Raw genomic sequence first — 13,754 nt, 5'->3', positions numbered from 1 at the left:
TCCGATGCTGTCTGTATGCCGTGTCAGAAAGTCAGGCTGGCCTTGACCAGCAACTCACTCGGATCGCCCAGACGCACGGTGGACACGCTGCCACTGCTGCTGGTGGTGGTAGTGCCGGTGCCGGACGCGTAGTAGGTTTTGTCGAACACGTTTTTCAGATTGGCCTGGATTTCCAGCTTCTGGCCACGTAGACGGGTTTGCCAGGCGACAAAGGCATCGGTCACGTAATAGGACGGCAGTTGGAAGGAGTTGGCCGCATCGCCCTGACGTTGGCCTACATAGCGGGTGCCGCCGCCAATGCGCCAGTGGTTGCCAAACATGTCATTGCCCAGATCGTAGGCCAGGTTGATGCTGCCACTGTGCTTGGGGACGTTGTAAAGCTGTTTGCCGGCATAGACCGGATCACTGGTCACCACCGCGTCGGTATAGGCCCAGGCCAGTGTCAGTGACAGCTTGCGGGTGATTTCACCGCTGACATCCAGCTCCACCCCTTGGGAGCACACCTTGCCCATGGCTTTGTCGATGCCATCGGTGTCGGTGGCGACAACATTGGTTTTTTCAATGTGGAACACCGCTGCGGTAGCGCTAATGCCATTTTGTTCCAGCTTCAGGCCCGCCTCGTGCGACACGCCGCGTTCCGGCTCAAAGCTTTGGCCATCACTGGCTGCATTGGGGACAAAAGACTCACTGTAACTGCCGTAGAGCGACCAGTGCGGATTGAGTTTGTAGATCAGGCCAAACTGCGGCAGGGCGGTATAGCCATCGCTGCGGTCGCTCACCACATAAGGCCGGCCCACGCCATCTTCCTGACGGTAATGCTGATAGCGCAGACCATAGGTGGTGCGCCATTGCGGTGACAGTTCCCAGTTGTCCATCAGCAGCAGCGACTGGGTGTCGATGCTGCTGCGGTTATCGCTCTGGCTGGCACTGAGCGTGGTATTGGCCGGGCTGAGCACGCCGTAGACCGGGTTGTTGACATTGAGTTGGGTGGCGGTGCTGGCACTGCCACGGAAGGTATCCGAGCGCAGTTCGCGTGACTGGGTGAGATCCAGGCCGATGACAGGCTTGTGGTTCTGCCCGAGGATGGACAGCTCGCCCTGCAATTTGGTGGAAAAGGCCAGTGTGCTGTTGTTCACCACATTGCCATCCAGCCGTCTGGTCAGTACGCCGGTGCGGGCGTTGTATGCGGTGGCGCGGGTTTCGTAGTTGCTGTAGCTGATTTCATTCCAGGCCAGCCGGCTGTCCAGGCTCCACTGATTGCCCAGCAAGCGGCTGAAGCTGGCCGTTGCAGCCTGGGTATGGCCTTGGGCCACATCCAGCGTATCGCCCAGCCTTGTTTCCCGGGCGATGTTCAGTGGCTTGCCATTGTAAAACACCGTGCCTCTGTCCCACGGCGTGGAGAAGTCGCTGTATTGGTAAGACAGCAGCAGTTTGTTGCGCTCATCGCTCCAGGACAGGGAAGGGGCAATCATGCTGCGTTTGGTGCTGCCATAGTTGCGCCAGTAGTCGGTGTCCTGTTTGTCGGCAATCAGGCGGTAGGCAAAATTGGAATCTCCCACCGGGCCGGTGGTGTCCAGCGTGGCAGAGCCACCGCCAAAGCTGGAGCTTTGCGCGCTGAGCGTGGTCTTGGGGGAGTTTTCCGGTTTTTTGCTGATGACATTGATGACGCCGCCGGGCTCCTGAATGCCATACAGCAAGGATGCCGGCCCTTTCAGAACCTCCACGGACTCGGTCGTGGCATCGAAATTACTCATCAGGTAAGAGCGGACGCCATCGCGCAGGATGCTGCCGTCATTGCGCTCGCCAAAACCACGGCGGGTGAAGCTGTCCTGGATGCCGGCCAGGGTGTTGCTTTCCACTACGCCGCTGACAGTGCCGACTGCTTCGGTCAGGGTTTTTACCTGCTTGTCGGCAATGGTTTGCGGACTGACGCTTTGCACGGCTTGCGGGGTATCCAGTGTGCTTTGGGCGTAGCCGGCCACGCTGGTTTCGCGGGTCTGGTAGCTGTGTGTCGGCGGGCTGTCAGTGGAGGCACTGACAGAGACCGTTTCCAGTGTGGCGGTGTCGTCGGCTTTGGCAGTCAGTGGAATCAGGATGAGCAGGGAAGTGGAGAGAAGATGTGCAGGTTTCATGACATAATATTATTATAAATGATAATCATTATCATACATGATTTTGCAAAAGCGGGGTAGCGTGCATTCATTGGTGTCATAAGGCCGGCCTGGCTACGGCAGTCGGGGCAAAAGTTGCACCAGAGGCAAGGGATAGGGCGGGATGCCTGGTCTGGCATCGGCAGGCTTGGTCAGACAGGGCGGAAGCAATGAAATATCAAGTGAAAATACATCAATCTGCGAAGGCGTTATTATTTGTGACCGGCACTTTGGCGGCTGCAAACAGCATGCCATGGATCTTGATTGGGTGTTGCTGCCAAAGTCGGAACTCAGGGTTTTGGTCTGGAATTGTCACATCTTCTCGTTAAAGACTCCAACAAAGTACGTGCTGGCTTTTATGGTGCTGATTATTCTATTAATAATAGAAAATCAGGTAGTATCAACTACGATTACCGTTTCAAATTATTTAATGCGGAAATGTGTGCGGATTATTATTCGTAGGGCGGTAGCTTTCGCTTGAGTGCAGATGTTCTGTATAACGGCCACAAGGCAGATGCTAATGCAACTTTTGACGGGATGAGTGGTACGGTTATATTGAATGGCATAATCTGTTCCACCACTGATGTGCTTAATCTGCATGGCGCTATTTATTATAATAAGATAGCTCCTTGCCTGGACGTTGGCGGAGATAATCCGGTATCCAGCAAGAAAGGCTTGGGATTTTCCTGGAATGCAGGGGTGACTTTACTGGTTCGCCCAGCATTGATCAGGCAGCCAGCTGTGGTGCCTGGATCAGTGTTTTGGCATGTGCAGATATCCAGAGTAATGCAACTATTGAAAAGCAGAAGCTGGGAAGTGATGTGAATAAATACAATTACTGGCCTGTTCTCAGGCTGATCATTGTTTACGGTTTCTAGTCTTCATCTGAAAACTGCTATCGCATAGATGGTGGTTTGATTGTTGCTGGAAAATGGATGGCAACATTGATTGTAAAGCCTGCTTTTTTATACAGTTAAAGTTACCATCGTTTGCCGCCAGCGGTAGCTGGCGCTGGCACGTAAAATTGTGCAAGTAATTAAAAATGCCTGAGCAGTGACGCTAGTATGGTGCATTCATCACTGCGTGGGCGGATACATGAAGCAAAATCCGATTTGTACCGGTTTATTGGCTTTGGCACTGCTGGCTGCTAGCCCATTGCTGTGCGCATCGACATTTCTTGGCGATAGCAGCATGTTTTCCATTGATGCGTCTGGGTTGAGTATCTACACCTCAAGCATGGGTGGTGGCAATGCATACTATGCTGCACATTATCGGGTGAAGGACATTGCCTATCAGGGGGCGGGGCAATACCGCATGGTTCTGGCATGCGCAGCACCTTGTGTCGACCTGACACTGCCAGTGACGCGCATGGAGGTGGAGCAGCTCAGGCTGGGCGATGGTGTTCATGCAAGCCCCATGGCATATGGGGTCGCTTTTGATCTGGACCGTACCGGCGCTGTCATCGCGTTGCTGGTAAATCCCGACATGGCCGGCCAAGTGCGGCCAGTGCGAGTGATGTAGTCATTGCAAGGCAGGCCGGGATATATTGTGGAAAAGATTTCCGACAGTGGAGTTGAAGCTCGGAAGTATTCAGATGAAAATCTGCCGCCAGCGGCGGCAGATACTCTGCCCGTTTTACAGCTGGCGCATGTATTTGAAGCGGATGTCAATAAACTGGCGGCGCCAGTTGAATAGATCTTCCAGTGTCATATTATAGGGTTTGATGACACAGCCTTCCTGATGGGCGCGTACGGGTTCGCGCCATAAATTGCTGGTGTCAATGCCATCAATAAACAGATTATCCCGAACGCACTGATCGAATATTGGTGTTCCGGGAAAGGGAATGAGTGCACCAACCCAGTTTCGATCCAGCTGCAGTTCATCAATCATGTCCATGGTTTCTTGCAGCGTCTCGTTGGTGTCTTCGGGAAATCCCATGATCCAGTTTCCCGCCAGGCTGACGCGATGTTTTTTCAGGTCTTCCACTACCTGATAAATGGTATCCCGCTTCAGTCCCTTCTTGATGACCGTATTGCGGATATATTCTGAACCGTGTTCGGGTGCCAACAGTGCAGATGTCATTCCGGCGGCAACCATGGCGTCGATTACTTCTGTTTTCAGGCTGTTCATACCCAATCCTCCGGCGGTAGTGAACTGGATGTCCAGCCCGCGGCGGAGTATTTCATTACAGATGCCCAGAATATGTTTATTGTCTACGGTCAGGTTGTCATCCATGAAGGTAAAGAAGCGCTGCCCTTTTTCATTGACAAGAAACTCCAGCTCATCAACAAATCGCTGCGGTGAACGGCGTCTTAACTTTCTTCCCTGCACGATGTACATGTCGCAGAAGGTACACTTGAATGGACAGCCCCGTTCTGAAATGACGGGTACCACATTCTTGATGTCATGGTTCTTGAAATTGGAGTAGTTGCCAAGGTCCATTTCAAATTCGGTGAAATCCACCATGTCCCAGGCCTGCATGGGGAGGTCTTCGTAGTTGATCCATTCCCGCTCCTGGTTTACATGCACCGCACCATCCTGATCCCGGAAAGCAAATGATTTTATCTCGCGCAAATTTCCCAGCGTACCGCTGGCAATACGCTTGGCCATTTCCACCATTTGCGGTTCACCTTCGCCTAGTGCGATGTAGTCGAAGTCATGGCAGAAGCTGAGGATTTCCTTGGGATAGGTAGTGGCGTGAATGCCACCAGTCATGATTTTCAGGCTGGGATCGGTCTGCTTGACTGTCCGGGCATAGTCCATTGCGGTTTGCATGAAGCCGGAAAACAAAAAAGAGATGCCGACAAAGCCAGGCCTCTCCTGCCTGATTGTCTGGATGATGCGCTCATGACAGTAGCGGGTCGGTTCGGGCTGCTGGTGAGTCCGTTTGCTGTTGAGATCCAGCAATACCGGTTCGTGTCCGGCTGCACGCAGTACCGATGCCAGGCTTAGCAGGGCCGCAGACGGAAGAAAGTCGTTACGCTTGATACTGGGGTCATCAAGGTAGGGGCATATCAGCAGTACTTTCAAAAGCACTCTCCCATCTGAATTATTGTCTGTGTGGCAAGGTATCTGACTTTGCCATGTTTTATGCAAAATACATCGGCTCGGCTATGCAGGTAGCTGGGCGTATTGACACCGGGCCAGCAAAATTTACTGTGAGGGCTGGTTTGCAATCACTGAATGTGGCGATGTCAATTTTTGTAAGGATATATTAAATGGCGAGCTTGGTGAAAATTGTAATTAAAGACATGTCTGCTTGTGCAATGCGCAGCGCTGGATTTGCCATGTGTATATTAATCAGTGTTTTATGAAATACTTGAGGCTTGTTGCTGACGGTATCGTTTTTCCTATCGGATTTCATCTTGATATGGAGCAAGGTGTGTGGGTGTGTGATTTTGCTGCTGCCAAGCTTATCCCGTCTTTGCAATGGCTTGATTTTTGATGAAGATGAATTTTTTATGACCAGTGTGGAGGGTATTCACTTGTGACGGTGATTGTGCACATGAGCCGGCTTGATATGTGTGGCTGGCATCGGCCACGCTGTGCTATCTGCCGTATTTGCGCATGAGCTGTTCGACAATGCCATCCTGTTTCATACGGCTTAGCGCGGCAGCAATCTTGGCGGCGTGTTCTGCCGGAAAACGCGGGCCGGATGCAAGCCAGCTTTGGCTGCTGTAAACCACATCACCTTCTACCGGCAGTGCTCCGGTTTGTTGCAGGTAGATGGTTTTGAAGGTGATGGATGCACCAAGGAAACTGGCGATACGCCCGGCTTTGAGCATTTTGGCCATTTCGGCAAGCTGGCTTTGTTCCAGCTGTCGCTGGGTGATGCCTTGCTGGGTCAGCCAACTGATGATGCTGGAGCCGCTGCGAACACCAATCAGCCCAGCGGCAGCGGCCTGTTGCACTGTGTGGTATGGCGCGGTGCCGTCTTTGGTGAAAAATTTGAAATCCGTGGTGTTGGTGACGGCAATCCAGCGGAATAATGCTTCTCGTTCAGGTGTGCGGGCAAAGTAGATGATGACTGCATTGGGACGGTCAATGACTTCGCGCATGGCGCGATTCCACGGGCGAATTTTCGTACGCGGGATAAAACCGGCCCGGCGTATGGCTTCGCTGCCAATCTCAATCATCATGCCCGGTGTTGGCTCTCCTGGCTGGTTGCAGACGTTGGGCAGGTAGTCACATTCAAGATCGATGATCTTGTCGGGTTGTGATGCGTGTGCAAGGCATGGCATCAGCAGCAGTACTGGTAACAGTCTGTTTGGCAGGGCAGCCATAAGGGGTGCTCCTCTGTGGCGGCTATATCTTTTGTTTTCTTTATAAGTGCCAGGCACTCGTTTTGTGTGGGGAAATAGCCTGACCGGGGTGAACTAAGTATTTTCACCGGTGAAATGGGGCGTTAAAGCACCGACGGTCGAGAGGGGGAGACGTAGGTGTGTTCTAAAAGCGGCTGAGCAAAGCTCGAAGAGGACTCGGGCCAAGGTACGCCATGCAGATGGTATCGGTCGTTTGGCAAGACAGCGCAACGCAGGGGCGGGGGGGAGCAGGTTTAAACCATGTCAGGACTGGAGAGGCGATTTGTGAGGCGCTTGTGGAGCTTGGTCGGTGTCAGCATTTAATTGGCTTGTTGCCGATCAGAAAAAGCTTTTGCAGCCGGCATGGCTTGTTAGCTTAACCACTCGCTGACCCCACCATGGCGGGAGCAGGTGCCGCGGTGGTGTTGGCTGAAACTGTAGCTGCCATCGCGGCATTTTGCGGTAGCACCGCGCGGGGCTTGTCCGGATTTGCTGTGGGCAGGGCTGTGTACGCTGTTGCCATCCTTGTTGGTATAGCTGCCATGTTCGATTAGCTGGGCTTCAACCGGCTGGTTGTTGACCTGGGCCGGGGTTTGGGCAAACAGTGTTTGGCAGGTGAGGGTGGCGAGCAGGAACAGGGCAGCATATTTCATGATGGCATTTTCTTGGTAATGGCCAAGTATGACATGTAAGTATTATCATGTTCCAGCTATTGTTAAGAAATAGCTGTTGTCCATTGCCCCGCAAGGAGGGCAACCCACACTTCATCTGCAGAAAGCGCGTGTTGATGGCAATCCAGAAAATGAAGGTAACCACCTCGTCAGCGTGCACCCGCTTCGACATTCTGCTGAGGCTGTGGACGGTGGCTGCACTCTGTGCTGCCGTGTCTCATATTGTCCTGCCTGGGTGGACTGCTGCGGGTACGACCTGGGCAATGTCTTTGCACTGGCAGCGGGAAATTGCTTTTTTTGACCTGTTTATCGCCTTTATCTTCGGCTGGGCAGCCCGGCAGCCGGATCTGCACACCAAGCGCAATGTCACCTTGCTGCTCTGTGGCTTGTCATTGCTGCTGGGGGAAAATCATCTGGAAGGCTGGCTTGCTGCGCCCAAGGTATTTCATGTGCTGTTTACCCTGGCTAATGGACTGGCGGTATTGTGGGGCGTGCTGGCCTGCTGGAGCGTACACGCACTGGTGCCGCCGCCATGGCAAGATAATGTGCCGGCCCGGCAGCAAAGGCCGTGATGGCCGGCATGAGCTTTGCTACCGGTTCAGGCAGTGCAGTGGGGGTGAGAGCAATGGTGCTTGCTTAGGGCTCCAGCACGTAGCTACCTGGCGCGTCAGCCAGTGCCGGGTACTGGCGGCTGCTGACGGCAGGGGCCTTTGCCAGTTCGCCCGATTGTGGCTTCAGCCATTGCATCCAGTCCTCCCACCAGCTGCCAGTGTGGTGTTCGGCAGATTGTTTCCAGTGTTCAGGACTCTGGTGGCGTTCTGCCTGACCCACCCAGAATGCTCGTTTGGGCGGGCTGACCGGAGGGTTGACAATGCCTAGGATGTGGCCAGAGGTAGACAGCACAAAGCGCTTGTCGCCGGTTAACAGGTGATTGAGCCGGAAGGACTGCTTCCACGGTGCGATATGGTCATCCACGGCGGCAACGGCATATACCGGCTGTGTGATGTTTTCCAGATTGATGTCATGCCCGGCAACATTCAGTGCATTGGGCTTGATCAGATTGTTGTGCAGGTAAAACTGGCGCAGATACCAGGAGTGCATGGCTGCCGGCATGCGGGTTGTATCCATATTCCAGTACAGCACATCAAAGGCCGACAACTTCTCGCCATACAGCCAGCCGTGTACCACGTAATTCCAGATCAGGCTGTTGGGGCGCAGCATACGGAAGGACATGGCCATGTCCTTGCCATCTAGATAGCCGGTTTCGGCCATTTTTCCATCCAGCCAATCCAGGGTGGCCGGGTCGATGAATACTTCGATATCACCAGGGCTGTGGTAGTCCACCAGGGTGGCAAAAAAAGTGGCGCTGGCTACGGGGTTGACGCTGCCTGCGTATTGCTGGCTGCTCCATGCCAGCCATGTGGCCAGCATGGCTCCACCTATGCAGTAGCCGACGGCATTGACTTGTGGCTGAGCGGACAATTCGCGTGCCACCCGGAATGCTTGATCCAGCCCTTCTTGCAGATATTGGTCAAAAGTGGTGCCGGCCTGTTCGGCTCCGGGGTTGCGCCAGCTGATGATGTAGGTATCCAGCCCTTGCTCCAGCAGATAGCGGATCAAGCTCTTTTTGGGTGTCAGGTCCAGTACGTAAAACTTGTTGATGCAGGGCGGCACAATCACCACGGGTACCTGATGTACGGCCTTGGCGGTAGGGGTGTAATGAATCAGCTCGAACAGCTCATTGCGGAAGACTACCTTGCCTGGGGTGGTGCCCAGGTTTTCCCCTACTTTGAATTCCTCGGTACTGCTCATGCGTACCGTGCCCAGTTTGGCGTCTTCCAGGAAGTTCTGCCAGCCTCGCTTTATGCTTTCACCATTACTCTCCACCGCCCGACGCATGGCAACCGGGTTGGTCCAGAAAAAATTGCTGGGTGAGAGCGCATTTAGCCAGTTACGGCACCAGAAAGCAGTCTGTCGCTTGGCCTGTACCGACTGCCCTGGGGTTTCGTACAGCATGTCCTGAATGTGATGGGTGAGAATCAGATACCACTGTTTGGCAATATCGAAAGACACACTGTCCGACCATTCCGGCTCAACAAAACGGGTGTCTTCGGGATGTGCTTCTTCTACATCCGGCCCCTGCATTCCCCAGTAGCGGCGGGCAGCATACTGTTGCAGGTCAAACAGCTTCTGTGCCAGCTGCACATTGGACTCGGCGAGCTTGCCGGGGTGGCATAGCCAGGCCAACTGGGTGTGTATGGCGGATTTGCCAATGCCGAAAGGGTCGCAGATGTTTTCCAGCATATTGCCAAAATGCTGTGCATTCTCAAAAGAATCGATAAACCAAGACTGTTGTGCTGCTGGTTTTGTCATGAATATCTCCCGAAGACATGCACTTGAAATGAATGTCTCAAGCATAGCGCACACTTCCTGCAAGAATATGTCTTTACCGGCTTTGTTTGATGCAAGGCTGATTTTTCGGCAGGTGATGCTGCATTGAACCATCCGGCTTCCTGGCGGCAAGTGGCGGCCCTGGCTGACTGTTGGTGTCAGGTATGGATGTGCATGCCATCGGTGCTTATCCCAACACCAGATCCAATGCGGTCTTGTTCTTCCTGAATGGCGAGCAGTATTTGCTCCCTTATGTCTGCGGCCTTGGCGCTGGTGGTGACGCCTGGTGAGTTGGCAGCAGAAACATGCCGGCGTGCTGTGGATGGCAGATACTGCTTAATCCTGTTCGTCTTGCTCGTGTTTATCTGCAAATTGCAAGGCAATCTGGTGAAAGTCATCTGCCACATACAAGAAGGCATCGACGATGTCCGGGTCAAAGTGCTGACCACGGCCTGCCTGAATCATCTCTACGGCAGTGGCGTGCGGAAATGGCGGTTTATAGACGCGACGTGAGATCAGCGCATCATAAACGTCGGCAACAGCCATCAGGCGTGCTGAGATTGGAATGGCATCGCCAGCCAATCCTTCCGGGTAGCCGCTGCCATCCCACTTTTCCTGGTGGTAGTTGGCAATTTCACGTGCCAGCCGCAAAAAACTGCTGGGGGCATCAAGCAGCTTTTCAGCCACAGCAATGGCATCCCGCCCCAGAATGGTATGGGTTTTCATGATTTCAAACTCTTCTGCGGTCAGGGTGCCCGGTTTTAGCAGGATGTAATCCGGGATGCCTACCTTGCCTATATCGTGCAAGGGCGCGGATTTATACAGCAATTCGATGGTCTGTTCGTCCAGAAAATGCTGGAATCGTGGGTGCGATTGCAGTTGCAGGGCCAGGATGCGGACATAGTTTTGTGTCCTGCGGATGTGATTGCCCGTTTCATGGTCACGGGTTTCGGCCAGAGAGGCCATAGCCATGATGGTGACATCCTGAATGACCTGGACTTCCTGGGTGCGTTTTTCTACCTCTTTTTGCAAAAAGGCGGCCTGGTCCTGCAGGAAGTCGGCTGCGGCCTTTAGTTTCAGGTGCGTTCTGACGCGAGCCAGCACTACCAGTGGTGAGAATGGCTTGACGATGTAATCCACGGCACCGGCGTCAAACCCAGCCTGTTCTGCTTCACGCTCAACCATGGCGGTCAGGAAAATGACAGGAATGTGCGCAGTGCGTGCGGTGCTCTTCAATTGCTGGCATACCTCAATGCCGCCGATTCCCGGCATCAGCACATCCAGCAATACCAGGTCGGGCAGGGCCTCTGCTGCCAGTAATTGCAAGGCCCGTTCGCCGCTGTTTGCCACCAATACCCGGTATTTGTCTTTCAGCAGACTGTAAAGCAGGGTAAGGTTTTCCGGGGTGTCGTCGACAATCAGCACGGTTTGCCGGGCCATGGATTCAGCAATGGAAATCATGGTGAAACGCTCTCATCCTGGGTCGAGATGGCCTTGAGTCGTGGTCACGATATGCAAGGCGACAAGAAAGTCGAACTGACGGATTGCCTGTTCAAGTGCGCTAAAGTCATCGCTTGGCAGTATGCTCCTGATGGAGACTGCCATCTCCAGAAAATAGCTTAGTGCTTCACCGTCACCGCTAGCCAGCAGTTCCGCCAGTGTCTGCAATATGGTTTCAGGCCGGCTTGTGGTGGTGTGCGTGGCTTGCTGTTGCATCTGCAGGGAAGCGCGCATGGCGGTGATGATTTCGGACAGCTGTTGATCCAGTATCGACAGCAGGGGAGTTGCATCCTGTCCCTGCCGGATTGTTTCCTGCAAATCAATGCACACGGCCTGCAGTCGTGACAAGCCGATGCTGCCGGCAATGCCTTTCAGGCTGTGGACGATGCGCCCGGCGGTGCTTGCATCGCCCTGCTGCAGTGCTGCGGTCAGCCTTGTTACCGCAGTGGATTCCTCGGCGATGAACTGCTGCAACAAATGAAGATACAAGGCCTGGTTGCCTGCGACATGGACCAACCCCAGCGCCTGGTCCAGGCCTGCGACTTCAGCCAGTCCCGGGATAGTGTCGTGTTTATCCAGTACTTCCATTGTCAGTGGTAAGCCGTTTGTGTCGTTCATGGCAGCTTGCCCCCAGCGGAGCATGGTTTCAAACATCAGATGCGGGTCGATGGGCTTGATGATGTGGTCCACCATGCCGGCCCTGGCACAGTGCTCCCTTTCCCTGTTTACCGCATCTGCGGTCAGGGCAATGATGGGCAGGTTCTCGAAGCGTGCGTCTTGCTTGATACGGCGCGTGGCTTCCATGCCATCCAGAACCGGCATCTGTACGTCCATCAGCACGATATCGAATCTGGAAGGGCCATGTAGCTGCAAGAGATCTATCGCTTGCTGGCCGTTTTCTGCCAGCGTCGTGCTGGCACCAGCCCAGTCCAGCAGCTCAAGCGTAATCTGCTGGTTGATCTTGTTGTCTTCAACCAGCAGAACCCGCATGCCATTTAGCCTGGGCAACTGGTCGTCAGCGGTTTTCTGGCTGAAATCCTGGCGTGCTTCCATGCCGGCAAGCTGCAGCATGACATTTAGCAGCGACGACTGGTTTGCCGGCTTGACCAGAAATGCCTGGATTCCGATGGCCTCGGCTTGTGCACGGATATCGTGATGACCAAATGCCGTCACCATCACGATGCATATTTCAGGATAGCGGGTACGAATTATCCTGCTGACTTCAATGCCGTCCATTTCCGGCATCATCCAGTCGATAAAAACCATGTCGAACGGGTGGTCCGTACTGGCCTGCTGCAAGCATTCCAGTGCATTGTGGCCGGAGTTGGTGGCGCTGACGGAAAAGTCCATTGACCGTAACTGCTCGGACAGGATGTCGCGTGCAGAAGCGTTATCGTCTACAACCAGAACCCGCTTGCCTTTCAGGCTGGTTGGCAGATCCTGCAGGCATTTAATTGCCCGTGTATTCATCCCTAGCCAGATGCTGAACATAAAGGCGCTGCCGTGACCCGGGCGGGATTCAAGCTGAATTTCTCCACCCATCAGTTCGATGAGTCGTTTGGCAATCACCAGGCCCAGTCCGGTACCGCCATACCTGCGGGTGGTGGAGCCATCAGCCTGCTGGAAGGGCTGGAACAGGTTGGCACGCTGGGCCTCATCCATGCCGATGCCGGTGTCGCGAACGCTAAAATGTATTTTCAGCTTGTCTCCCACTTGTTCCAGCACGCCGATGCTGATTTTGACTTGCCCGCTATCGGTAAACTTGATGGCATTACCAACCAGATTGGTCAAGATCTGGCCTAGCCTTAGCGGGTCTCCCACCAGCCCTTGCGGCACTGTCTGGTTGTATTCGAACAGCAGCTCCAGGTTTTTGTCGGCAGCACTCTGGGCTAGCAGCAATGAGATATGGTCGAGAATATCGTCCAAGCAGAAACTGACATTCTCCAGCTCAATACGGTCTGCTTCTGCTTTGGACAAATCGAGAATATCGTTGACCACACCCAGCAGCGAGGTGCCCGCATTATGGATTTTGCTGACATAACTTCGCTGTTGGGGTGCCAGCGCGGTTTTCAGCGCGAGGTAGGACAGGCCGATGATGGCATTCATCGGGGTGCGGATTTCATGGCTCATATTGGCCAGAAACATGGATTTGGCGTGCGTTGCGTCTTCTGCCACCAGTTTTGCCTCACGCAACATGGTTGCCGTTTTCAGCATCCGTGCATACAACAAGCTGTTTTCCATCAGCAACATGATCAATACAAAGCTAGCCGCCAGCAAACCATAAATCCGGCCTACATAAAATCCCAAATCAAACCGGCCTGCATTCAGCATGGCGGACAAGGCAATATCACAGAGCCAGGAAAACATCACCATGCTCAGGCACAAATCCAGCACGGTATGCTTGCTGCGTCGCAAGAGTTGCAGGAATGCCAGCAGGCTGAGCCCCCATACGCTTCCCACGACCATGCGCATGGTCGGGGTGTAGTGATTGCCGTGCATGATGCTTGGCAAGTTGCCATGCAAGCGGGTAGCCAGCAGGGTACACAATACGGTCAGGCAGAGTGCGGCCATGATGGCAAGGGCAATTTCTCGGGCCGCTTTTACTTTTACGCCTGGAGTGGCAGACGTCTTTTTCGCCTGGTGCATGTAGGCGACAAGCAGCAGGGGAAAACCGCCATGCCAGAACATATACAGCCATGCAGTGGATTGTGGTCCTGCGCCAAGCAGGCCGCTGATGGAAA

General features: G+C 53.9%; 12 protein-coding genes. 5 read left to right on the top strand and 7 right to left on the bottom strand.

Annotated features, from left to right (window positions below; all coding sequences use genetic code 11):
• Window positions 1-23: 23 nt before the first annotated feature.
• Window positions 24-2,132: a TonB-dependent siderophore receptor gene (locus tag QVF59_RS17590; protein WP_287881492.1), complete on the bottom strand. Its 2,109-nt coding sequence runs from the start codon at window positions 2,130-2,132 to the stop codon at window positions 24-26.
• Window positions 2,133-2,274: 142 nt separating this feature from the next.
• On the opposite strand from QVF59_RS17590, the gene QVF59_RS17585 reads away from it, so the two are divergent.
• The 3 genes from QVF59_RS17585 to QVF59_RS17575 all read left to right on the top strand — a co-directional run bounded on the left by QVF59_RS17585 (window position 2,275) and on the right by QVF59_RS17575 (window position 3,671).
• Window positions 2,275-2,631, top strand: coding sequence for a hypothetical protein (locus tag QVF59_RS17585; RefSeq protein ID WP_159877354.1), 357 nt, complete (start codon window positions 2,275-2,277; stop codon window positions 2,629-2,631).
• Window positions 2,628-2,975 carry a hypothetical protein gene (locus QVF59_RS17580; RefSeq protein WP_287881490.1) on the top strand — a complete coding sequence of 116 codons (348 nt, stop codon included), beginning with the start codon at window positions 2,628-2,630 and terminating at the stop codon, window positions 2,973-2,975. Before QVF59_RS17585 ends, QVF59_RS17580 begins: the two co-directional genes overlap by 4 nt.
• Window positions 2,976-3,245: 270 nt before the next feature.
• Window positions 3,246-3,671: a hypothetical protein gene (locus tag QVF59_RS17575; protein ID WP_287881488.1), complete on the top strand. Its 426-nt coding sequence runs from the start codon at window positions 3,246-3,248 to the stop codon at window positions 3,669-3,671.
• 114 nt (window positions 3,672-3,785) lie between these two features.
• Here the strand turns inward: QVF59_RS17575 and QVF59_RS17570 are convergent, their stop codons facing one another.
• The 3 genes from QVF59_RS17570 to QVF59_RS17560 all read right to left on the bottom strand — a co-directional run bounded on the left by QVF59_RS17570 (window position 3,786) and on the right by QVF59_RS17560 (window position 7,104).
• Complete coding sequence (locus QVF59_RS17570) at window positions 3,786-5,180, bottom strand: B12-binding domain-containing radical SAM protein (protein ID WP_287881486.1); 1,395 nt, start codon at window positions 5,178-5,180, stop codon at window positions 3,786-3,788.
• 518 nt (window positions 5,181-5,698) lie between these two features.
• Entirely contained in the window at window positions 5,699-6,289 is a 591-nt protein-coding gene (locus QVF59_RS17565; protein ID WP_502866815.1) for a substrate-binding periplasmic protein, read from the bottom strand.
• 533 nt (window positions 6,290-6,822) lie between these two features.
• Entirely contained in the window at window positions 6,823-7,104 is a 282-nt protein-coding gene (locus tag QVF59_RS17560) for a DUF3761 domain-containing protein (protein ID WP_287881484.1), read from the bottom strand.
• A 281-nt stretch (window positions 7,105-7,385) separates the two neighbouring features.
• On the opposite strand from QVF59_RS17560, the gene QVF59_RS17555 reads away from it, so the two are divergent.
• Entirely contained in the window at window positions 7,386-7,694 is a 309-nt protein-coding gene (locus QVF59_RS17555) for a hypothetical protein (RefSeq protein ID WP_159877342.1), read from the top strand.
• Between the two features lie 64 nt (window positions 7,695-7,758).
• Here QVF59_RS17555 and QVF59_RS17550 read toward each other — a convergent pair whose 3' ends face one another.
• The gene (locus QVF59_RS17550; protein ID WP_287881482.1) at window positions 7,759-9,495 is read right to left on the bottom strand and encodes a PHA/PHB synthase family protein; all 1,737 of its coding nucleotides are present in this window, start codon (window positions 9,493-9,495) and stop codon (window positions 7,759-7,761) included.
• 182 nt (window positions 9,496-9,677) lie between these two features.
• On the opposite strand from QVF59_RS17550, the gene QVF59_RS17545 reads away from it, so the two are divergent.
• Window positions 9,678-9,803 (top strand): hypothetical protein, encoded by a 126-nt coding sequence (locus tag QVF59_RS17545; protein WP_287881480.1) that lies wholly within the window; start codon window positions 9,678-9,680, stop codon window positions 9,801-9,803.
• Between the two features lie 46 nt (window positions 9,804-9,849).
• Here the strand turns inward: QVF59_RS17545 and QVF59_RS17540 are convergent, their stop codons facing one another.
• Window positions 9,850-10,974, bottom strand: a complete 1,125-nt coding sequence (locus tag QVF59_RS17540) for a response regulator (RefSeq protein ID WP_159877340.1) — start codon at window positions 10,972-10,974, stop codon at window positions 9,850-9,852.
• A 12-nt stretch (window positions 10,975-10,986) separates the two neighbouring features.
• A partial coding sequence (locus QVF59_RS17535; RefSeq protein ID WP_287881478.1) for a response regulator occupies window positions 10,987-13,754 on the bottom strand: 2,768 nt, incomplete at its 5' end.

The sequence above is a fragment of the Aquitalea sp. genome, assembly GCF_030150775.1.
In the GTDB taxonomy this organism is placed as follows: Bacteria; Pseudomonadota; Gammaproteobacteria; order Burkholderiales; family Chromobacteriaceae; genus Aquitalea; species Aquitalea denitrificans.
Note: the sequence above shows the minus strand (reverse complement) of the source record. Positions and strands in the feature narration are given on the sequence as shown.

Excerpts from the sequence above, each read along its gene's own strand:
- QVF59_RS17590 (WP_287881492.1), bottom strand. The coding sequence starts at position 2,132 with ATGAAACCTGCACATCTTCTCTCCACTTCCCTGCTCATCCTGATTCCA.
- QVF59_RS17585 (WP_159877354.1), top strand. The coding sequence starts at position 2,275 with ATGCCTGGTCTGGCATCGGCAGGCTTGGTCAGACAGGGCGGAAGCAAT.
- QVF59_RS17575 (WP_287881488.1), top strand. The coding sequence starts at position 3,246 with ATGAAGCAAAATCCGATTTGTACCGGTTTATTGGCTTTGGCACTGCTG.
- QVF59_RS17565 (WP_502866815.1), bottom strand. The coding sequence starts at position 6,289 with ATGATGATTGAGATTGGCAGCGAAGCCATACGCCGGGCCGGTTTTATC.
- QVF59_RS17560 (WP_287881484.1), bottom strand. The coding sequence starts at position 7,104 with ATGAAATATGCTGCCCTGTTCCTGCTCGCCACCCTCACCTGCCAAACA.
- QVF59_RS17555 (WP_159877342.1), top strand. The coding sequence starts at position 7,386 with ATGTCTTTGCACTGGCAGCGGGAAATTGCTTTTTTTGACCTGTTTATC.
- QVF59_RS17550 (WP_287881482.1), bottom strand. The coding sequence starts at position 9,495 with ATGACAAAACCAGCAGCACAACAGTCTTGGTTTATCGATTCTTTTGAG.
- QVF59_RS17545 (WP_287881480.1), top strand. The coding sequence starts at position 9,678 with ATGGATGTGCATGCCATCGGTGCTTATCCCAACACCAGATCCAATGCG.
- QVF59_RS17540 (WP_159877340.1), bottom strand. The coding sequence starts at position 10,974 with ATGATTTCCATTGCTGAATCCATGGCCCGGCAAACCGTGCTGATTGTC.